The sequence below is a fragment of the Comamonas sp. C24C genome, from assembly GCF_053345995.1.
The window spans coordinates 35,657-58,928 of record NZ_JBKFBC010000014.1; the positions used below are offsets into that span (position 1 = coordinate 35,657).

Here is a 23,272-nt window from a genome sequence, read left to right on the forward strand (position 1 = left end):
TTAACACTGCTTGAACTCGAAGCAGGACCAAGTGAGAGACACCGAGGAAGGGCCTGGGCGGCCCCGCCGCCCCGCATCGAGGGTGTCGTTCCTCTCCCTTAGCGCGCAGCGCGTAGAGGGAGGGGGAAGCGGCAGGGCCGCTCAGGGGGTGTTAGTCAATACTGATTTTGGCATCCTTGACCACCTTGGCCCATTTGATGCGATCTTCATGCACGGTCTTCTTGAACTGCTCGGGAGTCTCTTCGCGGATGGTGTTGCCCTGGGAGACAAAGCGCTCGCGCACCTCGGGCTGCTTGAGCACGTCGTTGACCGCCAGGTTGAGCTTCTTGATGATCACCGGGTCCGTGCCCTTGGGCGCGAAGATGCCGAACCAGATGGAGCTGTTAAAGCCCTTGGTGCCCGGCAGGCCGCTGGCGGCAATGGTGGGCACTTCCTTGACGGCTTCTACGGGCTTGGCCGTGGTCACGCCCAGCAGGCGCACCTTGCCGGCCTTGTAGTGGCTCAGTACGGTCTGCACCTGGTTCATGATGCAGCAGGTCTCGCCGCGCAGCACCGAGGTGATGGCTTCGGGGCCGCCCTTGTAGGGCACATGGACCATGTCCAGGCCCAGACGCGAGTTGAACTCGGCAAACGCCATATGGGTGCCTGCGCCATTACCGGTGGAGGCGTAGTTGTACTTGCCGGGATGGGCCTTGACCTCGTCGACGAACTCCTTGAGGTTCTTGACGTTGATCACATTGGGATTGATGGTCAGCACATTGGCCACGTCCACCAGCGGTGCGACGGGCACAAAGTCGGCCTCCACGTCGAACGGCAGTTTCTTGTACAGCGCGGCATTGCTGCCATGGGTGGCGGCGGTGCCGAAGTAGATGGTGTAGCCATCGGGCTTGGCGCGGGCCACAAACTCGCTGCCGATATTGCCGGCGGCGCCGCTCTTGTAGTCAATGATCACGGGCTGGCCCAGGATCTTGCCCAGCGGCTCCTGTGCCACGCGGCCGATCACATCCACACCCGAACCGGCGTTGAAGCCCATGATCATGGTGATGGGCTGGTGCGGATAGCTGGCGGCACCGGAATCGGCGGCCTGGCTGGCCAGGGGAAGCAGGGCGGCGGCCGCCGTTGTGGCAACAAGACCGGAGATGAAACGGGGCAGCAAACGCATGATGGGACTTGTCCAGAGGAACCTTGAATGCTGTGAATTGTGTCCGTAATTTAATGATTTGCTTCTATATGCTTATGCAGCATTAAGCTTGTGGGGTTAATGCAAAAAAGCCCAGGTCTCTTGCGAGACATGGGCTGAAATCCGCTGGAAAGTGATGACTCGGAGGGCCAGCGGAGGGAGCGATCAAGGCTTAAAGCGTCAACAGGCTCTTAGCGACGATAGGGATTGTTGGGGTTGCGGTCATGGCGGTTGGGCACGCCGTCACCATCCCTGTCCCAGCGGCTGGCGCGGTAGTCCCAGCGGTTGCCGTGCTGCACCCAGGTGGGCTGGCGGTACACATAGCCGGGGCGGTTCTGCACCCAGTGGCCGGCGCGCCAGACATGGCGGTGGCCGCGCGGCTCCCAGTAACCAGGGGCCCAGACATAGCCACGGCGCGGAGCGGGCACGGCTTCATAGCGGACGGGGGGAGGTGCGTTGAACTGCACGTTCACATAGGCGCCCTGGCTGGCACCCGCCCAGTAAGCGTTTTGGGCCTGTGCACTACCGGCAAAGCCCATCAGGGCGAGTGCGCCTGCGGCAGCGACGGTGTGGATGGTGTTGCGGATTGTCAGCATATACGCCTCCTTCATGGGTAGCGGGCTGTCTGTAGGTTCAGGCATCCCTTGGGCTCCATGTTGGAAGGCCAGCGTCAACCGTGGGTTGCCGCTGTGCGAAGTCTTGCAATCTTGTGTGTCTGTTTGGTGAAGAATGTATAAAACAGGCGGATTACACAGATGTAGCAAGCGCATTTAGCTACATATTTGGGAGTGAATGTCTACCGACGCAAGGCCGCAAAGGCGGGTAGCTCCCATTTGCGCATGCCCAGCACCAGGGTGTAGCCCTCGATCTTGTTGGGTCCCAGGCGCTGATCCTGCAGATGTTGCTGCGAAAAGTCCTGACCGATGCGCTGGATGCGCTCCACGAAGCTGGGGGCCAGGCTGGGGGCGATGGAGCCATGCACCAGCAGCATGGTCTCGTCCTCGCCGGCAAAAGTGCCGCCGAAGTAGTCCAGCACGGCGTTTTCGCGGAAGAAGTCCATCACCGGCCCGTTGGTCTGCCAGCGGAAGGTCTTGGCCAGGCGCAGCTTGTAGCGGTTGCCGGGACGCAGCTCGATGATGCCGATGCGGTCCAGCTGTGCCAGACAGCCAATGCCCTCGGTCTCGCTGATGCGGTAGGTGGCGACGATCTGCTCCAGCGTCCACTGGCTGAGCACGCAGATGGCCGTGAGCAGCAGCTTGCGGTCGGCAACCACGGCAATCTCCTGCTCGCGCGTGATCTGCTGCAGCAGCGGCCGGCTGTCGGCCACATTGCGCGCCAGATCGGCAAAGTCCAGGTGCAGGGCGCGGCAGATCTCGTCGATGCGCGACAGCGGCATGTCGCCTTTGGCCAGCATGCGCTTGACGCTGGATTCGGCCATGCCTATGGACTGGGCCAGGTCGGCATAGGTCATCTGCGCGGCCTTGAGTTCTTTCTTGATGGCGGTGACGAGATCGGCGGTCGTGCTCATGGTATCGGTTGGTAGTACTGGCAGTGCAGCGATATGGCGCAAGTTTAGAAGATCGATGCCGCCGCTTCGGCGGATTTCCATACTGCGCGGCATTCACACAAGGAAGCGCCATGCAACTGCATACCTCATCGATCACGACCGTGGAAATGACGGGCCCCGAGACCTCGGGCACGCTGGAGCAGCGCTTTGCCTTGTTCGGGGGCATGGCCTTGCTGTTCACGCTGGCTCTGCTGATGCCCGGCATGGCCCAGCCTGAGCACTATCACGCCTTTGCCGACCAGCGTGGCTGGCTGGGCCTGCCGCATGCGGCCGATGTGTTGAGCAATCTGGGGTTTGTGCTGGCCGGAATGGCGGGAGGGTTTGCGCTGCGGCGCGCCGACTATCAGAAGCTCAATGGCACGGCGCGTGCCCTGTGCGCCCTGTTCTTTGCGGGCCTGCTGTGCTCGGGGGCGGGCTCGGCCTGGTATCACTGGGCGCCGCAGGATTCGAGTCTGGTCTGGGACCGGCTGGGCATGAGCCTGGCTTTCGCCGGCTTGCTGGGTCTGGCGGTGCAGACGCGCATTGACGACATCAGCGCCCGCATCACTGCCGGGGTCTTGCTGGTGGCGGCGCCCGTCAGCGTGGCAGTCTGGGCGCAGACCAGCAATGTGCTGCCCTGGGTGCTGGTGCAGGGCGGCGGCATGCTCGTTCTCCTGTGGCTGGCCTTTGTTACGCCGCGTCGTCATGCGCTGCCTGTGGAGCTGGGCTGGGTGATCGGTCTTTACCTCGTGGCCAAGCTGCTGGAGCTGTCGGATGGCGATGTGTTCGACGTGACCGCGCACGCAATCTCCGGGCACAGCCTCAAGCACTGGGTGGCCGCCGCCGCCGCGTGGCCTGTGCTGCGTGCCTTGCAGCAGTGGCGTGAGTCCTAATATTCATAGCGGCTGGCGCATGCTCAACAAGCGTCAGCCGCATAAAACCTACAAAAAAATCCGGGCAAGTTGGCACAATGCCAGCAGCGCCACAGGGAGAGATCCATGAATTCCACGCCGACCGTGCATACGGCCGCCGCTGCACAGCAGCATGCCCACCCCAACCAGTTTGCCCTGCTGGGCCAGCGCCGCTTTGCGCCGTTTTTCTGGACGCAGTTTGCCGGTGCGGGCAATGACAATCTCTTCAAGTTCGCCTTCACGGTGATGGTTACCTATCAGCTCAGCGTCTCGTGGCTGCCGCCTTCCATGGCGGGCCTGGTGATCGGTGCGCTGTTCACCCTGCCTTATCTGCTGTTTTCGGCCACTTCGGGCCAGCTGACCGACAAGTGGGACAAGACCCGCATGTTCCGCCTGGTCAAGAATCTTGAAATCGGCATCATGCTGATCGCGGCCTGGGGCTTTATCCAGGCCAATGTGCCGGTGCTGTTGCTGTGCGTGTTCCTCATGGGACTGCACTCCACGCTGTTCGGTCCCGTCAAGTTCGCCTATCTGCCCCAAGTGCTCAACGACCGTGAACTCACGGGCGGTAATGGCATGGTGGAAATGGGCACTTTTGTCGCCATCCTGCTGGGTCAGGTCGCTGGCGGCCTGCTGATTGCCGTGCCGCAGGTCGGTCATATGCAGGTCGCCATGGCCTGCGTGGCCGTTGCGGTCGTGGGTCGCATCTGCGCGCAGTTCATTCCTCATGCACCGGCCACCGACCCGGGCCTGGTCATCAACTGGAACCCGTTCACCGAAACCTGGCGCAACCTCCAGCTGGCGCGCCAGCAGCCCGTGGTGTTTCGCTCGCTGCTCGGCATCAGCTGGATGTGGTTCTTCGGCGCGGTGTTTCTCTCGCAGTTTCCCAGCTTTGCCAAGGAGGTGCTGCATGGCGACGAGCATGTGGCATCGTTGCTGCTGGTGATCTTCTCGGTGGGCATCGGCATTGGCTCGCTGCTGTGCGAAGTGTTCAGCCGTCGCCAGGTGGAGATCGGCCTGGTGCCGCTGGGCGCGATTGGCATGAGCGTGTTTGCGATTGATCTGTTCTTCGCCACGCGCGCGCTGCCGCCCTCCGAGCTGATGGGCGTGAGCGCCTTTTTTGGAGAGGCCAAACACTGGCGCGTGATGCTGGACCTGGGCCTGCTGGCACTATCGGCGGGCATTTACAGCGTGCCCATGTATGCATTGATCCAGATGCGCAGCCAGCCCACGCACCGCGCACGCATCATCGCGGCCAACAATATCCTGAACGCGCTGTTCATGATCGCCTCGGCCGTGCTGGCCGGAGCCCTGCTGGCCGCAGGTTGCAGCATTCCCCAGGTGTTCCTGATCACCGGCATTGCCAACGCCATCGTGGCGCTCTATGTGTTCCTGCTGGTACCCGAATATCTGCTGCGCTTTGTGGCCTGGGTCATCACCCACTTTGTCTACCGCTTCAAGGTGCGTGGCGACGAGCATATTCCGCGCGACGGCGCGGCCGTGCTGGTCTGCAACCATGTGAGCTTTGTCGATGCCATCTTGCTCATGGCGGCCAGCCCACGCCCCATTCACTTCGTGATGGATCACCGCATCTTCCAGACGCCGGTGCTGGGCTGGTTGTTCAAGCTGGCCAAGGCGATCCCGATCGCACCGCACAAGGAGGATCCTGCGACCTATGAAGCAGCGTTCGCGCGCGCGGCAGAGGTGCTGCGCGAGGGCGATCTGCTGGCCATCTTCCCCGAGGGCGGCATCACCTCTGACGGCCAGCTGCAGCCCTTCAAGGGCGGCATCATGAAGATTCTCGACCACGCTCGAGACGACGGCCTGCAGGTTCCCGTCATTCCCATGGCGCTGACCAATCTCTGGGGCTCCTACTTCAGCCGCATCGAGTTGCGCGGCGGCAGGAATGTGGCCATGGTCAAGCCGCTGCGCCGCGGCCTGTTCAACCGCGTGGGGCTGGAAGTGGGCGAGCCCGTAGCGGCTGCTGCAGTCACGCCGGCCCTGCTGCAGCAGAACGTGGCGGAATTGCTCCGGCGTTGAGGCTGAATGATCAGGGCGCGAGCCGGATATCACCCATGTAGGCAAGTCCTTCCCCATGGGTGTTGTCCGAGTCTGCCGAGACGGTGACGCCGATGATGGTGGGCATGGCCTGGGACTCATCGCCAAAGGCCTGCTGGTAGTCGGAGGAGAGATGGCGCTGCTCCGTCACCCACTGGCCTTTGTGTGCGTCACCGCTTTGCAGCACGATGTAACGCATGCGATGCGTGAACGCGTTGTGCATGACCGTGCCCACGGGCTGCTTGTTGTCCCAGACATAGCACAGGGTCTCGGCCGGGATGTCCTCGCCGGTGCTGATTCTGCCCAGGCGCAGCTTGGCCCGTTCGCCAAAGCTCAGCTGCGATTTGTCAAAGTCGAAGGACACGCAGAGCTTGAGCGCCGCATCGTCGCCGGCCCTGGTTTTGATATCGGCCCTGTCGATCAGCTGATCCACGCGCCAGCGCCACTGAAGCTGCAGATCGGGCGCGGCAGCCTGGTGGAGGGTGTGCACCATATTGCCGTAAGCGTCATGTGTGCTCACGCGCAGCACATGCCCGCCATCCTGGTCCACCACATTGAAGGCCGTCGGGTTCTTGTTGGGCAGGGTGGCGAAGTGCCAGGGTCCGCCCAGCGGGCCCGGCGGCATTTGCGAAAAAGCAGGAATACCGCTGCCCTGTGCCAGGCCAGGGACAGCCAGGGTGGAGATGACGGTGGCGAGCGCTGCCGCAAGCCAGATCCGCGAAGGCGAAGGTTTGCGCTGGACAAAGGTCTGAGAGTGAAACCGCATGGATTGCCTGATGATTTTTAAAAGTTGTGGGCGCGGAAATCGGACAGGATGCATACACTGCCACCGGTTCGGGGGCAGCAGCGGACTGAAAGTATCGGGTTGAGATACTGAAAGATCTGCCAATTGCTGATTTTGACAAAACACAGGGCCAAAGTTTCGGGCGCGTGGATGATTCGTTCGTCGCCGCATGGAAATCGCGGTTCATTTCAACAACCATCGGGAGCCATTTGTGATCAACGTCTTGACCTTTATCCGTCCTCTTCGCAACAGCCTGTGCGCCCTGGGCGCGGCCTTTGCCTTGCTGGGCGGCAGCGCAGTCCACGCCCAGAGCGAAGCCTCTCTGGTGCTGTCGGCCCTGCCTGTGGCATCGGTGGTTGCAGCGGTATCGGGTGGCGCTTCGGAGGAAGTCGTGGCAATACCCCTGTTTCTGTCGGCCGCTGGCGCATCCGTGATCGTTGAGGCCGTGGAGAGCAGTGCCACAGGCGTGACCTATGTGCTCAAGAATGTGGCCGACGGCACATCGGCGGTGGTCAAGGTCTCTGGCCATGCCGCAGGCGCCCTGTCGGTCGGTGTGGGCACGGTGGTGCAGACCAGCGCCACAGCGGCCGGCGTGATTCTGTCCACGGCAGGCAAGGTGCTGGCCTTCATCCCCAACGAAATCGGCAAGGCGCTGATGCACAACGAGCGTCTGTAACTCAAGAAGCAGGAGGCTCGCATGATCAAGGAACCGACAAACGTTGTACACGCCATGGCACCCGCTCAACGCACCGGCATGCCCATTCCCGGCCCTGTGGTGCTGGCGCTGGGCGCTGCGCTGATTGCCTGGGCAGGCTCGGCCCAGGCAGGCCGCAGCTGTGAGGATCGGCCGCTGACTGCCGATGTCATGGCCAAGGGGCTGAATCTGGCTGCGCGTACCGCCAAGGCGCTGGATGCCGAGTTTCAGAAGAACGGCACCCAGGTCGTGCTGCTGGCGCGGCAAGGACAGGATTTGAGCAAATACGATCTCAAGTATTCGCACTATGGCTGGGCTTACAGAACGCCCGCCGGTCCCTGGCGCGTGGCGCACAAGCTCAATGAGTGCGGAACTGCATCCGGTCATATCTACCGCCAGGGCCTGGGCGAGTTCTTTCTCGACGATATGTGGCGCTACGAAGCCGCCATTCAGATCCCGACACCTGCGGTGCAGCAGGCCTTGCTCAAGTTCCTGAGCGCTCCCACGGTGCTGCGCCTGCAAAACGAACCCTACAGCATGGTCAGCTATGTCTGGAGCAGCAAGTACCAGCAGTCGAACCAATGGGCAACCGAGACACTGGCCGCGGCCATGGAGCCGGCGGCGATTCAGAATCGCGCACAGGCCCAGGCCTGGCTGCAGGCCAAGGGTTACGAGCCCAGCGCGCTCATCATTCGCGCGTTCTCGCGGCTGGGCGGGCGCATGACGGCTGCCAATATCGCGTTTGACGATCATCCGAATGAAAAGCGCTTTGCCAGCCGCATAGAGACGGTGACGGTGGACTCCGTAACCCAGTGGTTGCAGCGCACGCAACTGGCATCGGCCGTGCGTACCGTGCAATGAGTATGAGTCTTTTTGGCTTCAAGGCCTTGCTGAGTATGCGCATGGCGCTACGTTTTTGGAGTAATTGAAAATGAGCAAGTCTCTGCGTTTGCCCGAGAAATGGTTTCGCCGTGGCCTCTGGCTGGTGGCGCTGGTGTTTGCCTTCTTCCTGATCGGTCTGGGTGGGCTGGTGGTGGGCAACCTGCCGCAGCCCGATCGCTCGCTGGAGATCGAGTCTTTTATTCCTGAGGCTGATGCACAGCGTGTGCAGGCCCAAATCGACCAGGCCCGGAAGACGGCCGGCGTCACCCAGAAGGCCCTGGACAGGGCCCAGCTCAAGTTCGATGCCGAGCGCGCGCGCTATCAGTCGGCGCGCGATACCTTTGACAACTGGGTGGCGACCCGTCGGGCTACGGAGCGCCCGGAGCAGGATGCCGAGCTGGTGGCGCGCAGCAAGGCGCTGGATGCGCTCAAGCAGGCCGAAGACATGGCCCGCCAGGAGCGCGAAAAGGAAGCCCAGACCCATCTGGAAGCGAATCAGGCCGTCTCCAACGCCGAAGCTGAGATGAGCAGCCTGCGCGAGCAGGCCTATCCCCAGTATGAAGCCGCCATGCGCGCCAGCGAGCTGCGCGTGTTTCTGTTCCGTCTGGCCATTACCCTGCCCCTGCTGGGCGTGGCGGGCTGGCTGTTCGCCAAGAAGCGCAAGAGTACCTGGTGGCCTTTTGTCTGGGGCTTCATCTTTTTCGCGCTGTTCGCCTTCTTTGTCGAGCTGGTGCCCTATCTGCCTGACTACGGCGGCTATGTGCGCTACATCGTGGGCATCGTGGTGACGGTTCTGCTGGGACGCTATGCCATTCTTGCGCTCAACCGCTATCTGGAAAAACAGAAGCTGCAGGAGTCTCTGCCCGAAGAGCAGCGTCGTGAAGAGCTGAGCTATGACGTGGCGCTGGAGCGGCTGTCCAAGAATGTGTGCCCGGGCTGCGAGCGCCCGGTGGATCTCAAGAACACCGAGATCGACTTCTGCCCTCACTGCGGCATCGGCCTGTTCGACCATTGCGGCAGCTGCAATACCCGCAAGAGCGCGTTCTCACGCTTTTGCCACAGCTGCGGCACTGCGGCAGGCAAGATCCTGCCGCGCCTGGATGGGGCACCAGCAGCTCAGCCAACATCCGGGGTGAACGAGATCAGATGAGCGCCGGCCGGGCAGTCCAGCTACTGGACGCAGGGCTGCGAGCCGCGCTCAGCAAAGCTGTGAACTGACTCGGTCGCGCCCGGCCGCCTTGGCCTCATACAAAGCCTGGTCGGCATCCTGCAGCAGCAGATCAAGGCTTTGATGCGCTTGCAGCCGGTCGATATGGACCAAGCCGATGCTGACCGTGGCGCTCATCAACTGGTCATCCATGGGAACGCGCAGCTCCCGGATGGCGCGGTTGATGCGCTTGGCAATCTCCTGCGCTGCGGCGGCATTCACCTTGGGCAGAGCCACGGCGAATTCCTCGCCTCCCATGCGGCCCACGATGTCCTGAGCGCGCAGCACCTGGGTCAGCGTCTGGCAGAAGCTGCGTAGCAATTGGTCGCCTCCCGCATGGCCGAAGCTGTCGTTGATCTGCTTGAAATGGTCCAGATCCAGCATGAGGATGGCAAACGGCTGGCCATCCTGCCGGCAGCGCTCCAGTATTCTTTGCCCCTGCTTCATGAAGGCACCGCGTGCCAGCATATCGGTCAGAAAGTCGTGGTTGACGGCATGGCTGAGCTTTTGCATCAGCTCGTTGCGGGCCATGTGCGATCCTGCCACCGCAAGCGGGCCAAGCACCAGCATGCACAGACCCATGCGAAATGACAAAGCCTCCAGAAAATGAGCGGGTGTGAATTCAAGCGTGCCCAGCGAAATGAAGATGATGCTGCTCAGGCAGAGTGCTGCCGTGATCAGCGTCAGGCTGAAGATGCGATAGCTCAGCGCGCACCATATGAGAGCCGGCAGCGAGAACGCCAGCGAACCGGGGCCTTTGATCCAGTAGCTGATGGCTTCCAGTGCAACGACAGACAGCAGAGGCAGGACGCGGCGCATGGGGGTGGGCTCGGTCCAGTTCGGTGCAGGCTGCTTGCGTGTCGGCCATGCCAGAACAATGGGCAAAAATGTCATGTAGTTCAGCCATTCGCTGCTCAACCACATGGAGAAAGCCTGCCAGTGCGGTGTTCCGAACACGGCAGTCACCACCGGCCCGCCCAGTACTGCTGCTGTCAGTGCGCCCATGCCGCTGCCGACAAAGAGCACCAAGGCGGAAGACTGGCGTTGCATGAACAAGGTGGCGCGGCTTTGCCTGTGCATCAGCGCCCAGGCCGTTCCGACGCCGGCCATATTGGCGATGCTCAGCAGGACTGCGACATCCAGCCTGCTGCCTGTCAGCAGATCCGCAGCGATATAGCCTGCCGAGACCGCCAGGATCGAGCCAGGACGCAGCCAGCCAGGCTTGTGCAGAAGCACCCCCAGCAAGAGCGCGTTGGCCGGCCAGATCGCCGAGAAAAACCCCAGAGGACGCCATAGGATACCGAGCAAGGCCGCCACGAACACCATGCACCCAAGGGCGAGCGCGACCGTCCATGCCTGGGGGGCGGTGGTCTGTAGCGAAGGCATTTGCTTGGGTGAGGAAGCTTCGGTCATGGAGGGAGATGCCGCGAGCGTTTCGTGTCGTGCTTTTCAGTGGTTATTGGTGGATTTCGATGTCAATCGTCAAAGATGGCGGTGGTTGCCGTCCAATGCGCTGACGTTTTAACAAAAACATACAGAAAATCGGCCTCCTACGCTGCATTGCAGTGGGCAATTGACGAAATTTTTCAATTGAAGGTTTCAATGGTGAAATCGGAAAGCAAAAAAGCCAGAGACTGGCTCTGGCTTTTTTGTGTTCTGCTGCAGCAGATGGAGTCGAAGGCTTAGACCCCGCGTGCGCGATCGGCCTTGAAGCGGGCGCGGAACTCGGCAAACGTGCCCGCGTCGAGCGCATTGCGGATTTCCTGCATCAGGTTCAGGTAGTAGTGCAGGTTGTGGATGGTGGTCAGCATGGGGCCCAGCATTTCGCCGCAGCGATCCAGATGGTGCAGATAGGCGCGGCTGAAGCCGTCGCGACCGCCATCGTCCCAGCTCACGCCGCTCTTGCCGGCGCAGGCATGGCAGGTGCAGGTGGTGTCTATGGGCTGGTGGTCCACCTTGTGACGGGCGTTGCGGATCTTCAGATCGCCGTAGCGCGTGAAGATGGTGCCGTTGCGTGCATTGCGGGTAGGCATCACGCAGTCAAACATGTCCACGCCGTCGGCAACGCCTTGCACCAGGTCTTCGGGTGTCCCCACGCCCATCAGGTAGCGTGGCTTGTTGGCGGGCAGCAGATGCGGCGTGTGGGCCATGATCTCCAGCATCTCGTCCTTGGGCTCGCCCACGGAGACGCCGCCCACGGCATAACCTGGGAAATCGATTTCCAGCAGTCCCTGCAGCGATTCCTCGCGCAGATTGGTGTACATGCCGCCTTGCACAATGCCGAACAAGGCATTGGGGTTCTCCAGGCGCTGGAACTCCTCCTTGGAGCGCTTGGCCCAGCGACGGCTCATCTCCATGGACTTGCGTGCTTCGGCCTCGGTGGTCTTCTTGCCGTTGGTCTCGTAGGGCGTGCACTCGTCGAGCTGCATGACGATGTCCGAATTCAGAATCGTCTGGATCTGCATGCTGACCTCGGGCGACATGAACAGCTTGTCGCCGTTCACGGGACTCTGGAAATGCACGCCTTCTTCGGTGATCTTGCGCATGGCGCCCAGCGACCAGACCTGGAAGCCCCCCGAGTCGGTCAGGATGGGCTTGTCCCACTTCTCGAAGTCATGCAGACCGCCGAAGGACTTCATGATGTCCAGGCCGGGACGCATCCACAGGTGGAAGGTATTGCCCAGGATGATCTGCGCGCCCATTTCTTCGAGGCTGCGCGGCATCACGCCCTTGACGGTGCCATAGGTGCCCACGGGCATGAAGATGGGGGTCTGAACCTTGCCGTGGTTAAGCGTCAAGGTGCCACGGCGCGCGTGGCTGTTCGGGTCGGTCTTGAGAAGGTCAAACTGCAGCATAGTCCGCTATTTTCCCAGATGCTTGCAAGCACTGCTGCAATAGCCGATGCTTGGCCCAGATTCGTAACCCGTCTTTGCTGCCTGGCCCTACACTGGTGCACAAGACGAACAGGAGGTTGCCATGCTCAAGATCATGCTTGCGGTGGATGGATCGGATGTCGCGCTTGAGGCCGTACGCCACGGCATCAAGCTTTTGCAGAGCGGACTGGATGCTCACTTTGTGATAGCTCATGTGCAGAAGGAGGCATCGCTGCTCGAGCTGGCAACCACAGATTCCGATCTGATCGCCAACGCCAGCATCGAAGCCGGCATGGATCTGGTGGCACCGGCGCAGGATCTGCTCAAGGAAGCCGGAGCCTCTTATGAGGTGGAGATCAGCCTGGGTGAAGAGGCGAACACCTTGATCGATATTGCCGAGAGCAATGAATGCGATCAGATCATCATTGGCGCCACGGGTCAGAGCGGACTGGGCAGCATTCTGATCGGCTCGGTTTCACGCGAGGTGGCCAGGCACAGCCGTCTGCCGGTGACGATCGTGAAGATGCCGGAGGTCGCGGAGCTGGATGAAGGTTCCGACGAGGAAGCGGACGCCTGACGGGATGACCCTGCGCAATACGCAGCAGGGATGCTTGGGGGTGAAGTCAGGCCGCGCGGCGCTGCTGGCCGGATTCGCGCCTTTGCCAACTGCTGCGGCTGCCTGCGCGGTGGGCGGAAAACTTGCCATGCGGCATGCTGGCCAGACGCATCAGCATCCAGCGGCAATAGCCCTGAACGCTCAGGCATTTGTTGATTTCCTCTTCCGGCAAGGGGCCGGAGACCACGATCAGCCGGTCTGCGCCCTCCCAGTCTCCTGCCATGCGCAGCCGGCGCTGCGCACCCATGGCCCAGGAGTGGATGCGAGTGGGGTGACCATGCTGATGCACGCGGCCGGTGATGCGATCGAACGCGATGGCGACCAGCTCGGTCTTGAGGCGATAGGGGCGCTCTCCCGTGATGGCATTGAGCGCATCACGCATGTCGTAGAGGTAGTAATACCCGGACCTGAGCCGATATCGCAGATGCATTAAATCCATGAACCATGCCCCCAAAGCCTGTGTCACGCAGGACTGCGTGCAGGGCATTCTCCATGAAATTGTCACTAAGCGGTGGTTTTTCGGGCTCAGGCACCTTCTGACAAGCTCAGTACCTGTCTGAGCTTGCCCAGCTGTTCGTAAAGATCGCTGGCGCTTTCGCTGTCCAGCGGTGCCAGCAACTGCTGCAGCCACTGCTCATGGGCGGTGGCCATGGCCTTGAACTGCTTTCTGCCCATGCGCGTCAGCCGAACGATCATGGCGCGTCGATCTTCTTCGTCGGCCACGCGCTCCACCCAACCTTCGGCGACCAGCTGATCGGTCAGCCCCGTCACATTGCCTCCGGTCACCATCAGATATTCCGACAAGGTCTTCATGCGCAGCCCCTTCGGAAAGCGGCTGAGCTGGGCCAGATAGTCGAAGCGAGGCAGGGTGGTACTGAATTCCGTGCGCAGCTGGCTGCGTATGACCTGCTCGATTTGCGTGCTGCAGGTTAGCAGGCGCAGCCACAGGCGAACGGCCTGATGGTCGGAGTCAGACAGACCGGCCTCGCGGCCAGGGGTGTCCGGCATATCGATGGAAGAGTCCAGATGGTGTTTGTCCATGGTCTACATAGTGTTTCAAGCGCCTGAGCTTGGCTTCAGGGTTTGGCCTGATTTTAGTGAAAAGTTCATGCGTTAATAATTTAGACATAAAGTAATTTTCAGTGCGCCATTTCTCGACGCGCCAGGAAGGGATTGCTGTCATGAAGATCGTCTGCATAGGTGGCGGCCCCGCCGGCCTGTATTTCGCGCTGCTGATGAAGCAGATGAACTCTGCGCACGAGGTGACGGTGGTGGAGCGCAACCTGCCCTATGACACCTTCGGCTGGGGCGTGGTGTTCTCCGATGCCACCATGGACAATATGCGCGTCTGGGACCCGGTGACGGCGACGCAGATCGAGCAGGCCTTCAACCATTGGGACGATATCGAACTGCTGTTCAAGGGGCGCAGGATTCGCTCCGGCGGCCATGGCTTTGTGGGGATTGGCCGCAAGCACCTGCTCAACATTCTGCAGGCGCGCTGCGAGCAACTGGGTGTCAACCTGGTGTTCGAGACCGATGTGCAGAGCGACGAGGAGTATCCGGATGCCGACCTCATCATTGCCTGCGATGGCGTGAACTCTCGCATCCGCAGCAAGTACGAGAACACTTTCAAACCCGATATCGTCACCCGTCCCAATCGCTACATCTGGCTGGGCACGAACAAGGTCTACGAGGCCTTCACCTTTGATTTCGTGCGCACCGAGCATGGCTGGTTCCAGGCGCATATCTACAAGTTCGACGACAAGACCTCGACTTTCATCGTCGAGACCACGGAGGAATGCTGGAAGGCCAGCGGCCTCGATGGCGCCGACCAGGAGCAGTCCATCGCCTTCTGCGAAAAGCTGTTTGCAGACAATCTGCAGGGCGAGAAGCTGATGACCAATGCCCGCCATCTGCGCGGTTCGGCCTGGATCAATTTTCAGCGCGTGGTCTGCGACCAATGGTGGTTGCGCAATGCCAGGGGCAGCCATGTGGTGCTGATGGGCGATGCCGTGCATACGGCGCATTTCGCGATCGGCTCGGGGACCAAACTGGCGATTGAAGATGCCATCGAGCTGGCGCGCCAGTTCAAGCAGATCGGCGATGCGGTCGAGCATATTCCCGAGGTGTTGACCGCCTACCAGGAGGCGCGTCGTGTGGAGACGCTGCGCCTGCAGAACGCAGCCTGGAATGCGATGGAGTGGTTCGAGGTCTGCGGCCAGCGTTACTGCGATCAGCTCGAGCCCGAGCAGTTCATGTACTCCATGCTGACGCGCAGCCAGCGCATCAGTCACGAGAATCTGCGCCTGCGCGATGCCGCCTGGCTGGACGGCTATGAGCGCTGGCTGGCCGAAAGAAATGGCGTGACCACGGATGGCAAGGCGCCGCCACCCATGTTCCTGCCCTACAGGCTGCGCGGGCTCACGCTCAAGAACCGCATCGTGGTGTCGCCCATGGCCCAGTACTCGGCCGTGGACGGCGTGCCCGGAGACTATCACCTCATGCATCTGGGCGCGCGCGCCATGGGCGGGGCGGGGCTGGTGTTTGCCGAGATGGCCTGTGTCAGCCCCGAGGGGCGCATCACGCCGGGCTGCCCCGGGACTTACTCGGCGCAGCAGAAGCAGGCCTGGAAGCGCATTGCGGACTGGATTCATGCCAATACCGATGCCAAGTTCGCCATGCAGATCGGCCATGCGGGCGCCAAGGCCTCGACGCGGCTGGCCTGGGAAGGTACGGATCTGCCACTGGAGCAGGCCAACTGGCCGATCATGGCCGCGTCGGAGCAGCAATATCTGCAGGGAGTGAGCCAGATCTCCAAGGCCATGACACGCGCCGATATGGATGAGGTGCTGCAGCAGTTTGTCCATGCTGCGCAGATGGCGGCCGACATCGGCGTGGACTGGCTGGAGCTGCATTGCGCCCACGGCTATCTGCTGTCGGGCTTTATCTCGCCGCTGACCAATCACCGCAGCGATGAATATGGCGGCAGTCTGGAAAACCGCTTGCGCTATCCGTTGGAAGTCTTCAAGGCCATGCGCGCCGTCTGGCCTCAGGACCGGCCTATGTCCGTGCGCATCTCGGCCCATGACTGGGTGCCCGGCGGCATCACCCCCGAAGACGCGGTGGAGATCGCCAAGGCGTTCAAGGCCGCGGGTGCGGACCTGATCGACTGCTCCTCGGGTCAGGTCAGCAAGGCAGAAAAGCCGGTGTTCGGGCGCATGTTTCAGACCCCGTTTGCCGACCGCATTCGCCAGGAGGCCGGCATTGCGACCATGGCCGTGGGCGCGATCAGCGAGGCCGACCATGCCAACAGCATCATTGCCGCAGGACGTGCCGATCTGTGCGCGATTGCCAGACCGCATCTGGCCAACCCGGCCTGGACGCTGACCGAAGCCGCCAAGATTGGCTACACGCCCATCGTCTGGCCCAAACAATACTTCCAGGGCAAGCGCCAGATGGAAGCCTTGTTCGAGCGCGAGAAAGCGCAGCAGGCATCGGCCAAATGAAACCCCTGAGTCTTCGCTGCGTGCCTTCACCTAAGCCTGAGGACAGCGGATGCGGGGCGTTCCCGGCCCGGCAGGTGAGGGCTGGAATGCATCCGTTTGATGGGCCGCTGGCCTGGAGAATTCAATGACAGGCGATATGAACGATCAACATGCGCTGGTGACGGGCGCGGGCCAGGGCATTGGCGAGGCGATTGCGCGTCGGCTGCTGGCTCAGGGCGCTCGCGTCACGGTGCTTGGGCGTCGCGCCGAGCCGCTGCAAAAGCTGGTGGAGCAGCACCCTGGTCACTGCCAGATGGTACTGGCCGATGTGGCCGACGAAGAACAGGTGGCGGCGGCGTTTGCGCAGGCGGCGGCCGCGCATGGTGAAATCAGCATTCTGGTCAACAACGCCGGCCAGGCCAGCAGCGCGCCCTTCATGAAGATGGATGCCGGGCACTGGCAGCAGATGCTGGCGGTCAACCTGACCGGTACCATGCACTGCATTCAGCAGGTGCTGCCGGCCATGTCCGCTTCGGGCTGGGGGCGCATTGTCAATGTGGCCAGCACGGCCGGCCTGGTGGGCTATGCCTATGTCGCGGCCTATGTGGCTGCCAAGCATGGCGTGGTGGGCCTGACACGCGCCCTGGCGCTGGAGTACGCCAGAACCGGGATCACCGTCAACGCCGTCTGCCCTGGTTATACCGAAACCGAGATTGTCAAAACCAGCATAGACCGCGTGGTGGCCAAGACCGGCCGCACACCGCAGCAGGCCATGGCCGAGTTCGTCAAATCCAACCCCCAAGGCCGTCTGGTGCAGCCGCAGGAGGTGGCGGACGCCGTCCAGTGGCTGTGTGGGCGCGGCGCATCAAGCATTACCGGGCAAGCCATCGCCGTCGCCGGTGGCGAAGTCATGTGACCCGGAGTTTATGGAGACAGACATGAGCGAATACGCAATCGATCCAGCGCTGCAAGCTGGCAACCACAAGCCGCTGGCCGGCTATCAGGCCACGCATTTCCTGTGGCAGGTGGCAGATGGTGTGGCCACCATCACCCTCAATCGCCCGGAGCGCAAGAATCCGCTGACGTTTGATTCCTATGCCGAGCTGCGCGACCTGTTTCATCAGCTCAAGTGGGCGCAGGATGTGAAGGCAGTGGTGCTGGTCGGCGCCGGCGGCAACTTCTGCTCGGGTGGCGATGTGCATGAAATCATCGGTCCGCTGGTCGCGCTCAAGGCCCCCGAGCTTTTGATGTTCACCCGCATGACGGGCGAGCTGGTCAAGACCATGCGTGCCTGCCCCCAGCCCATCATTGCGGCAATCGATGGCGTATGTGCGGGGGCTGGGGCCATCATGGCCATGGCCTCGGACATGCGCCTGGGCACTGCGCGCAGCAAGACCGCATTCCTGTTCAACCGCGTGGGGCTGGCGGGCTGCGACATGGGGGCCTGCGCCATGCTGCCGCGCATCATTGGTCAGGGGCGTGCGAGCGAGCTGCTCTATACGGGACGCAGCCTGGGTGGCGAGGAGGGCGAGCGCTGGGGCTTCTTCAACCGTCTGTGCGAATCTGAGAGCGTGCTGGCCGAGGCGCAGAAGCTGGCCGCCGACCTGGCTGCCGGTCCCAGCTTTGCCAACGGCATTACCAAGACCATGCTGCACCAGGAATGGGCCATGACCATAGAGCAGGCCATCGAAGCCGAAGCCCAGGCCCAGGCCCTGTGCATGCTGACCGAGGATTTCTCGCGTGCCTATCACGCGTTCGTGGCCAAGCAAAAGCCAGTCTTTCAAGGAAACTGATATGGCAGACACCAGCTATCTGAAGTGGCCTTTTTTTGAAGCCCATCATGCTCGTCTGGCCCAGTCGATGGATGCCTGGGCCAGGCAGAACATTGCGCATTCCCATGGCCCCGATGTGGATGCCGAATGCCGGCAACTGGTCAAGGCCCTGGGCGAAGCCGGCTGGCTGCGGCATGCGGTTGCGGGTGAGATCCATGGCGGCGCAGGAGAGCAGATCGACACCAGAGCCATCTGCCTGATCCGGGAGACGCTGGCGCGTCACAGCGGTCTGGCCGACTTTGCGTTTGCCATGCAGGGCCTGGGTTCGGGGGCGATCTCTCTGGCGGGTAGTGAAGAGCAGAAAAAGCGCTACCTGAGCCGGGTGGCCAGGGGCGAGGCGATCTCGGCCTTTGCACTGTCCGAGCCCGATGCCGGCTCGGACGTGGCTGCCATGGCCTGCGAGGCCAGACTCGAAGGTGATCACTATGTGATCAACGGCGAGAAGACCTGGATCTCCAACGGCGGCATTGCCGACTTCTATGTCGTTTTTGTGCGCACCGGCGAGGCTCCGGGGTCGCGTGGCCTGTCGGCGCTGATTGTGGATGCCGACTCACCGGGCTTCGAAGTGGCCGAGCGCATCGACGTCATCGCACCGCACCCGCTGGCGCGTTTGAAGTTCTCCAACTGCCGCGTGTCCGCAGCGCAGCGCGTGGGCGAGGCCGGTGAGGGCTTCAAGGTGGCCATGCGCACGCTCGATGTGTTCCGCACCTCGGTGGCTGCGGCATCGCTGGGCTTTGCGCGTCGTGCCATGGATGAGGCCTTGCAGCGTGCCACCAGCCGCAAGATGTTCGGCGGTGTGCTGGCCGACTTCCAGCTCACCCAGGCCAAGCTGGCGCAGATGGCCACGCAGATCGACAGCGCAGCGCTGCTGACCTACCGTGCGGCCTGGCTGCGCGACCAGGGCGAGAGCGTGACACGCGAAGCTGCCATGGCCAAGATGACGGCGACGGAAAACGCCCAGCAGGTGATCGATGCGGCCGTGCAGATCTGGGGCGGTCTGGGCGTGGTCAGCGAGCAGCCCGTGGAGCGGCTGTACCGGGAGATTCGGGCCCTGCGCATCTACGAAGGCGCGACCGAGGTGCAGCAGCTCATCATCGGGCGCGACCTCATCAAGAACCATGGCTGAAAGCGCTCACGAATAAAGAACATCCGCCTGTTTTGGCCAAAAGGAGTGTGAGTCATGTCGTACACCGCGCATATCGATACCTTTGCCGCTGACAATCTGCCGCCCGCCGAGCTGCAGCCCGAGTTCCGTTTCGAGCTGCCCGAGCTGCAGTTCCCGGAGCGCCTGAACTGTGCCGTGGAGCTGCTCGACAGACATGTGGCGCAAGGTCGGGGCGATCGCCTGTGTATTCAGGCCGAGGGAGTGCGCTGGACCTATGCCGAGCTGCAGGCGCAAGCCAACCGCATTGCCAACGTGCTGACCGGGCAGCTTGGCCTGGTGCCCGGCAACCGCGTGCTGCTGTGCGCGCCCAACAATCCGATGATGGTGGCCTGCTGGTTTGGCGTCATCAAGGCCGGCGGGATCGCGGTGGCTGCCATGCCGCTGCTGCGAGCCAAGGAGCTGTCCGCGATTGTCGACATTGCGCAGATCGGCCATGCGCTGTGCGACGAGGCCTTGCGCAGCGAGGTGCAGGGCGCCCAAGGAAAATCCGCCCGGCTGCAGAAGGTTCTGTTCTTCAACGGCCAAGGCGCTGCTGCGGATGCGCTGGAGCCGCTGATGCAGGCTGCGTCTGCCAGCTTCACGGCCGTGGATACTGCCGCCACGGACACCTGCTTGCTGGGCTTCACCTCGGGCACCACGGGCGTGCCCAAGGCCACCATGCATTTCCATCGCGACGTGATGGCAGTCTGCGCCTGCTGGCCTGTGCATATGCTGCGCGCCAATGCCGACGATGTGTTCATCGGCAGCCCGCCGCTGGCCTTCACTTTCGGGCTGGGCGGACAGGTGTTGTTCCCCATGTCCATAGCGGCCAGCATGGCCTTGCTGGAGAAGGCCGGCCCCGCGCAACTGGTGGACGGCATCGAGAAATTTGGCGCCACCGTGGTGTTCACGGCCCCTACCTCCTATCGCGTGATGGCCCAGCAGGGCGAACGCATTCGTCGCACCCGGCTGCGCAAATGCGTGTCGGCGGGCGAGGCATTGACTGCCTCCACGCGGGCGCTGTGGAAGGATGCGACCGGCATCGAAATCATCGACGGCATCGGCTCCACCGAGATGCTGCACATCTTCATCTCGCACCGCGAAGAGGATGCGCGCCCTGGTGCCACCGGCAAGGCCGTGCCCGGCTATCGGGCCAAGGTGGTGGATGATGCGGGGCTCGAGGTACCGCCCGGCACCGTGGGCAAGCTGGCCGTGCAAGGCCCCACGGGGTGCCGCTATCTCAACGACAGTCGTCAGACCAAATATGTGAGCCAGGGCTGGAATCTGACGGGCGATGCCTATCTGATGGATGGCGACGGCTATTTTGTCTATCAGGCGCGTACCGACGACATGATCATCTCGTCCGGCTACAACATTGCCTCTCCCGAAGTCGAGGAGGCCTTGCTGCTGCACGCGGCCGTGGCCGAATGTGCGGTGATCGGCGTGGCCGACAGCGAGCGCGGCCAGATCGTCAAGGCCTTTGTGGTGCTGCGTGCCGGCCATACGGCCAGCGATGCCCTGGTCATGGAGCTGCAGGACTTTGTGAAGAGTCAGGTCGCGCCCTACAAATACCCACGGGCCGTGCAGTTCGTCGATCAGCTGCCGCGCACGGCCACAGGCAAGTTGCAACGCTTTCGCCTGCACGAAACCTGATGGCCATGTTTTTCAAGCGGCCTGCGCCTGATGGGCAGGTGTTGCGCGCAAATTTTATGGAAAGAACAGTCTGGCTATGAGTGAAGTAGCAATGGCTTCAGAACGCTTTGTGACGCAGGTGCCGATTCGCTTTGCGCACTGCGACCCGGCGGGCATCATCTTCTTTCCGCAGTATCTGGTGCTGTTCAACGGACTGGTGGAAGACTGGTTCAACAACGCGCTGGGCCTGAGCTATGCGGACATGCTGCAAAAGGACAGGGTGGGTCTGCCCATCGTGCACCTGGAATGCGATTTTCGCGCCATCACCCGCATGGGGGAAACCGTGGCGCTGGGCCTGTCGGTTGCCAAGCTGGGCAATCGTTCGCTGACACTCGATGTGGACTGCACAGGCCCGGAGGGACAGCTGCGCGTGACGGCGCAGAAAGTGCTGGTCTTCACCAGTCTTCAAACCCATCAGGCGATCAGCGCGCCACCCGCAATTCGCCGCGCCATCGAACGCTGGCTGAGTTCATCCAATCCAACAGAAAACAGGAGTTGAACATGCAAGTACTGCTGCCGCCGGGCTGGCCCCGGCCCAAGGGATATGCGAATGGAGTGTCCGTGAGTGGCCGCCAGATCTATGTGGCCGGCATGATTGGCTGGGACGCCGAGGGCCGGTTTCATACCGACGATCTCGCGGCGCAGGCCAGACAGGCTCTGCACAATATCGTCGAGGTGCTGCAGGCCGGTGGAGCCAGGCCTGAACACATCGTGCGCATGACCTGGTACATCACCGACAAGAAGGAATATCTGGCGCAGCAGGCCGAGATCGGCAAGGCCTATCGCGAGCTGATTGGCTCATTCAGCGTGGCCATGACGGCCGTGCAGGTGGCGGCCCTGATCGAGGACCGGGCCAAGGTGGAGATCGAAGTGACGGCCGTGGTGCCCGAGTGACTCTGATTTGATAGCTTCTAGCGCTTGTATCTATTGAATTTCAATGCTATTTAAGCTTGAAATCGATGAGGGGAGAGCGCTATATGCTATGAAATATGATTAAGCCGCAACTGACGGACGCCATCTGTAGAAGCGGTACTCCCCGAGCCCCAAGCCCTTAGCCGAAGGCAGCGAGCCCGGGCTGCCCCGTTGCCTCTCGCCTCTGGGGAGGGCGCGGGTCCGCCCGGGCGCAGCGCCTCGGGCAGCGCTTAGAAGTCCAGCAGGCTCAGGCCCACGCTGAGCACCGTGCGCTTGTTGTTGTAGTCGACCAGACTGTCGCCATAGCCGCTGAACAGCTGTACATGCAGGCGCAGATTGCTCTTGCCGCCGTTCCAGCCTTCGCCCAGGGTGCGCAGCCATTCGATGCGTCCGGAGCCCTTGCCCTGGCCCAGCGAGCCGCGAGCGGTCAGGCCCAGGTAGTTCTGGTCGTTGACGTTCCAGCCCAGCTTGACTTCACCGCGGCCGATGTAGTCCTGGATGTGGGGGTTGTCGTCCTCGAGCGCGCTCTCCTTCATGCGCTGCCAGGCCTTCAGATGCAGCTGCCAGCGGTTGCCAAGCTCGGCGCCGGTCATCAGATACCAGCGGTTCCAGCTGCGCGACAGCGGATTGCTCTGACCGTTGGACTGGTGCGCGATGCCAATGCCCGAGTAGCGCCAGCGCCAGCCTAGCGGCAGCTGGGCGTCCGTCGGGTAGACGTAGAAGACCTCGGGCTCGTGGTCGGTGGTGCGGAAGGGCCGCGAGATATCGCCGTTGAACAGCTGCCAGTAGGACTGCTGGGTATAGCCGAACCACAGCGAATCCTTGCCCTTCGAGGTGGGGCCAGTCAGCAGGCCGGAGGCAATCTTGGTGCGGGCCGAGAGCTGCAGGCGCATCTCGTGCTTCTGGTAGGGCTGCTCGGTCGCCAGGCCGCGGCTGGGCGAATAGGGCTGCTGATTGACCTCGTCACCCACGACCACGGAGACCGACATGGGACGGTAGCCGCGGAAGTTGAAGGTGCCGCAGTCCGTGCCGGGCTCCAGCTCGAAGTAGCGCGACACCTCGGTGTAGCGTGGATCGCGGCAGCCGCCGTTGTTGGGCGAGAGACCCAGGCCGCTGTCGGCGCTGGCGACAGTCGCCGCAGTCGCCCCGGCCGCACTGGCGGGCGCGACATCGTTCGCCGAGGCGGTAGCGGCAGTGAGAGCCGGCGCAGCTTGTGCGCTGGCTGCAGGTGCATTCCAACCGGTGGCCTGGGGCGCAACCGCCGGGCCTTGCTTGTGTGCCCAGGCATCAAAGCAGGCCAGTCGGTCGTTGTTGCTGGTGGTGGCAGCACATTGCTGCCAGCTTTCGGGGGGCGGCAGTTCCGCGCTGCTGGCGGTGGTTGGGTTCAGGCCGCCGACCAGTGTCAAGCCTATGCTCAGGGTCAGGGGGGGCGGGGTGAAGAAGCGAATACTCATGG

22 protein-coding genes are annotated in these 23,272 nt (G+C 62.3%); 13 read left to right on the plus strand and 9 right to left on the minus strand.

Features of this window, described 5'->3' with window-relative positions:
* Nucleotides 1-151: 151 nt before the first annotated feature.
* The 3 genes from ACLBXN_RS21605 to ACLBXN_RS21615 form a co-directional block, all read right to left on the minus strand.
* Nucleotides 152-1,162, minus strand: a complete 1,011-nt coding sequence (locus ACLBXN_RS21605; RefSeq protein ID WP_447613519.1) for a Bug family tripartite tricarboxylate transporter substrate binding protein — start codon at nucleotides 1,160-1,162, stop codon at nucleotides 152-154.
* A gap of 209 nt (nucleotides 1,163-1,371) precedes the next feature.
* Entirely contained in the window at nucleotides 1,372-1,776 is a 405-nt protein-coding gene (locus ACLBXN_RS21610; protein ID WP_447613520.1) for a YXWGXW repeat-containing protein, read from the minus strand.
* 200 nt (nucleotides 1,777-1,976) lie between these two features.
* Nucleotides 1,977-2,708 carry a helix-turn-helix domain-containing protein gene (locus ACLBXN_RS21615; RefSeq protein ID WP_447613521.1) on the minus strand — a complete coding sequence of 244 codons (732 nt, stop codon included), beginning with the start codon at nucleotides 2,706-2,708 and terminating at the stop codon, nucleotides 1,977-1,979.
* Between the two features lie 110 nt (nucleotides 2,709-2,818).
* Between ACLBXN_RS21615 and ACLBXN_RS21620 the strand changes: the two genes are divergently transcribed.
* Nucleotides 2,819-3,619, plus strand: coding sequence for a hypothetical protein (locus ACLBXN_RS21620; protein WP_447613522.1), 801 nt, complete (start codon nucleotides 2,819-2,821; stop codon nucleotides 3,617-3,619).
* 105 nt (nucleotides 3,620-3,724) lie between these two features.
* Nucleotides 3,725-5,677 carry an MFS transporter gene (locus ACLBXN_RS21625; protein WP_447613523.1) on the plus strand — a complete coding sequence of 651 codons (1,953 nt, stop codon included), beginning with the start codon at nucleotides 3,725-3,727 and terminating at the stop codon, nucleotides 5,675-5,677.
* Between the two features lie 10 nt (nucleotides 5,678-5,687).
* Here the strand turns inward: ACLBXN_RS21625 and ACLBXN_RS21630 are convergent, their stop codons facing one another.
* Nucleotides 5,688-6,461: a DUF3047 domain-containing protein gene (locus ACLBXN_RS21630; protein WP_447613524.1), complete on the minus strand. Its 774-nt coding sequence runs from the start codon at nucleotides 6,459-6,461 to the stop codon at nucleotides 5,688-5,690.
* Nucleotides 6,462-6,648: 187 nt separating this feature from the next.
* Between ACLBXN_RS21630 and ACLBXN_RS21635 the strand changes: the two genes are divergently transcribed.
* From ACLBXN_RS21635 to ACLBXN_RS21645, 3 genes are all read left to right on the plus strand, one after another.
* Nucleotides 6,649-7,155, plus strand: coding sequence for a hypothetical protein (locus ACLBXN_RS21635; protein ID WP_447613525.1), 507 nt, complete (start codon nucleotides 6,649-6,651; stop codon nucleotides 7,153-7,155).
* Between the two features lie 21 nt (nucleotides 7,156-7,176).
* Entirely contained in the window at nucleotides 7,177-8,034 is an 858-nt protein-coding gene (locus ACLBXN_RS21640) for a DUF2145 domain-containing protein (RefSeq protein WP_043370652.1), read from the plus strand.
* A gap of 70 nt (nucleotides 8,035-8,104) precedes the next feature.
* The gene (locus tag ACLBXN_RS21645; RefSeq protein ID WP_447613526.1) at nucleotides 8,105-9,205 is read left to right on the plus strand and encodes a serine endopeptidase; all 1,101 of its coding nucleotides are present in this window, start codon (nucleotides 8,105-8,107) and stop codon (nucleotides 9,203-9,205) included.
* A 48-nt stretch (nucleotides 9,206-9,253) separates the two neighbouring features.
* Here the strand turns inward: ACLBXN_RS21645 and ACLBXN_RS21650 are convergent, their stop codons facing one another.
* Both ACLBXN_RS21650 and tgt read right to left on the minus strand, forming a co-directional pair.
* A complete protein-coding gene (locus ACLBXN_RS21650; RefSeq protein WP_447613527.1) occupies nucleotides 9,254-10,675 on the minus strand; it encodes a diguanylate cyclase in 1,422 nt (473 codons plus the stop codon).
* Between the two features lie 269 nt (nucleotides 10,676-10,944).
* Entirely contained in the window at nucleotides 10,945-12,117 is a 1,173-nt protein-coding gene (gene tgt / locus ACLBXN_RS21655) for a tRNA guanosine(34) transglycosylase Tgt (RefSeq protein WP_043007918.1), read from the minus strand.
* A gap of 121 nt (nucleotides 12,118-12,238) precedes the next feature.
* Between tgt and ACLBXN_RS21660 the strand changes: the two genes are divergently transcribed.
* A complete protein-coding gene (locus ACLBXN_RS21660) occupies nucleotides 12,239-12,712 on the plus strand; it encodes a universal stress protein (protein ID WP_211459816.1) in 474 nt (157 codons plus the stop codon).
* Between the two features lie 46 nt (nucleotides 12,713-12,758).
* On the opposite strand, the gene ACLBXN_RS21665 is transcribed toward ACLBXN_RS21660, so the two are convergent.
* Together ACLBXN_RS21665 and ACLBXN_RS21670 are read right to left on the minus strand one after the other, a co-directional pair.
* Nucleotides 12,759-13,181, minus strand: a complete 423-nt coding sequence (locus ACLBXN_RS21665; protein ID WP_050785796.1) for a hypothetical protein — start codon at nucleotides 13,179-13,181, stop codon at nucleotides 12,759-12,761.
* A gap of 95 nt (nucleotides 13,182-13,276) precedes the next feature.
* Nucleotides 13,277-13,792, minus strand: a complete 516-nt coding sequence (locus tag ACLBXN_RS21670; protein ID WP_043007922.1) for a MarR family winged helix-turn-helix transcriptional regulator — start codon at nucleotides 13,790-13,792, stop codon at nucleotides 13,277-13,279.
* Between the two features lie 140 nt (nucleotides 13,793-13,932).
* Between ACLBXN_RS21670 and ACLBXN_RS21675 the strand changes: the two genes are divergently transcribed.
* From ACLBXN_RS21675 to ACLBXN_RS21705, 7 genes are all read left to right on the plus strand, one after another.
* A complete protein-coding gene (locus ACLBXN_RS21675; protein ID WP_447613528.1) occupies nucleotides 13,933-16,257 on the plus strand; it encodes a bifunctional salicylyl-CoA 5-hydroxylase/oxidoreductase in 2,325 nt (774 codons plus the stop codon).
* A 124-nt stretch (nucleotides 16,258-16,381) separates the two neighbouring features.
* Nucleotides 16,382-17,152, plus strand: a complete 771-nt coding sequence (locus ACLBXN_RS21680; protein ID WP_447613529.1) for an SDR family NAD(P)-dependent oxidoreductase — start codon at nucleotides 16,382-16,384, stop codon at nucleotides 17,150-17,152.
* A gap of 22 nt (nucleotides 17,153-17,174) precedes the next feature.
* A complete protein-coding gene (locus ACLBXN_RS21685; protein ID WP_447613530.1) occupies nucleotides 17,175-18,029 on the plus strand; it encodes an enoyl-CoA hydratase family protein in 855 nt (284 codons plus the stop codon).
* Between the two features lies 1 nt (nucleotide 18,030).
* Nucleotides 18,031-19,194 carry an acyl-CoA dehydrogenase family protein gene (locus ACLBXN_RS21690; protein ID WP_447613531.1) on the plus strand — a complete coding sequence of 388 codons (1,164 nt, stop codon included), beginning with the start codon at nucleotides 18,031-18,033 and terminating at the stop codon, nucleotides 19,192-19,194.
* 54 nt (nucleotides 19,195-19,248) lie between these two features.
* On the plus strand, nucleotides 19,249-20,865 hold the full coding sequence (locus ACLBXN_RS21695; protein WP_447613532.1) for a benzoate-CoA ligase family protein: 1,617 nt from the start codon (nucleotides 19,249-19,251) through the stop codon (nucleotides 20,863-20,865).
* A gap of 76 nt (nucleotides 20,866-20,941) precedes the next feature.
* Nucleotides 20,942-21,403, plus strand: a complete 462-nt coding sequence (locus ACLBXN_RS21700; RefSeq protein WP_343679003.1) for an acyl-CoA thioesterase — start codon at nucleotides 20,942-20,944, stop codon at nucleotides 21,401-21,403.
* A gap of 2 nt (nucleotides 21,404-21,405) precedes the next feature.
* Nucleotides 21,406-21,798, plus strand: a complete 393-nt coding sequence (locus ACLBXN_RS21705; protein ID WP_167011014.1) for a RidA family protein — start codon at nucleotides 21,406-21,408, stop codon at nucleotides 21,796-21,798.
* Nucleotides 21,799-22,046: 248 nt separating this feature from the next.
* Here ACLBXN_RS21705 and ACLBXN_RS21710 read toward each other — a convergent pair whose 3' ends face one another.
* A complete protein-coding gene (locus tag ACLBXN_RS21710) occupies nucleotides 22,047-23,270 on the minus strand; it encodes a phospholipase A (protein ID WP_447613533.1) in 1,224 nt (407 codons plus the stop codon).
* Nucleotides 23,271-23,272 lie beyond the last annotated feature (2 nt).

Coding starts and splice junctions, on each gene's coding strand:
- ACLBXN_RS21605 (WP_447613519.1), bottom strand. CDS start 1,162: ATGCGTTTGCTGCCCCGTTTCATCTCCGGTCTTGTTGCCACAACGGCG.
- ACLBXN_RS21610 (WP_447613520.1), bottom strand. CDS start 1,776: ATGCTGACAATCCGCAACACCATCCACACCGTCGCTGCCGCAGGCGCA.
- ACLBXN_RS21615 (WP_447613521.1), bottom strand. CDS start 2,708: ATGAGCACGACCGCCGATCTCGTCACCGCCATCAAGAAAGAACTCAAG.
- ACLBXN_RS21620 (WP_447613522.1), top strand. CDS start 2,819: ATGCAACTGCATACCTCATCGATCACGACCGTGGAAATGACGGGCCCC.
- ACLBXN_RS21625 (WP_447613523.1), top strand. CDS start 3,725: ATGAATTCCACGCCGACCGTGCATACGGCCGCCGCTGCACAGCAGCAT.
- ACLBXN_RS21630 (WP_447613524.1), bottom strand. CDS start 6,461: ATGCGGTTTCACTCTCAGACCTTTGTCCAGCGCAAACCTTCGCCTTCG.
- ACLBXN_RS21635 (WP_447613525.1), top strand. CDS start 6,649: ATGGAAATCGCGGTTCATTTCAACAACCATCGGGAGCCATTTGTGATC.
- ACLBXN_RS21640 (WP_043370652.1), top strand. CDS start 7,177: ATGATCAAGGAACCGACAAACGTTGTACACGCCATGGCACCCGCTCAA.
- ACLBXN_RS21645 (WP_447613526.1), top strand. CDS start 8,105: ATGAGCAAGTCTCTGCGTTTGCCCGAGAAATGGTTTCGCCGTGGCCTC.
- ACLBXN_RS21650 (WP_447613527.1), bottom strand. CDS start 10,675: ATGACCGAAGCTTCCTCACCCAAGCAAATGCCTTCGCTACAGACCACC.
- tgt (WP_043007918.1), bottom strand. CDS start 12,117: ATGCTGCAGTTTGACCTTCTCAAGACCGACCCGAACAGCCACGCGCGC.
- ACLBXN_RS21660 (WP_211459816.1), top strand. CDS start 12,239: ATGCTCAAGATCATGCTTGCGGTGGATGGATCGGATGTCGCGCTTGAG.
- ACLBXN_RS21665 (WP_050785796.1), bottom strand. CDS start 13,181: ATGCATCTGCGATATCGGCTCAGGTCCGGGTATTACTACCTCTACGAC.
- ACLBXN_RS21670 (WP_043007922.1), bottom strand. CDS start 13,792: ATGGACAAACACCATCTGGACTCTTCCATCGATATGCCGGACACCCCT.
- ACLBXN_RS21675 (WP_447613528.1), top strand. CDS start 13,933: ATGAAGATCGTCTGCATAGGTGGCGGCCCCGCCGGCCTGTATTTCGCG.
- ACLBXN_RS21680 (WP_447613529.1), top strand. CDS start 16,382: ATGACAGGCGATATGAACGATCAACATGCGCTGGTGACGGGCGCGGGC.
- ACLBXN_RS21685 (WP_447613530.1), top strand. CDS start 17,175: ATGAGCGAATACGCAATCGATCCAGCGCTGCAAGCTGGCAACCACAAG.
- ACLBXN_RS21690 (WP_447613531.1), top strand. CDS start 18,031: ATGGCAGACACCAGCTATCTGAAGTGGCCTTTTTTTGAAGCCCATCAT.
- ACLBXN_RS21695 (WP_447613532.1), top strand. CDS start 19,249: ATGTCGTACACCGCGCATATCGATACCTTTGCCGCTGACAATCTGCCG.
- ACLBXN_RS21700 (WP_343679003.1), top strand. CDS start 20,942: ATGAGTGAAGTAGCAATGGCTTCAGAACGCTTTGTGACGCAGGTGCCG.
- ACLBXN_RS21705 (WP_167011014.1), top strand. CDS start 21,406: ATGCAAGTACTGCTGCCGCCGGGCTGGCCCCGGCCCAAGGGATATGCG.
- ACLBXN_RS21710 (WP_447613533.1), bottom strand. CDS start 23,270: ATGAGTATTCGCTTCTTCACCCCGCCCCCCCTGACCCTGAGCATAGGC.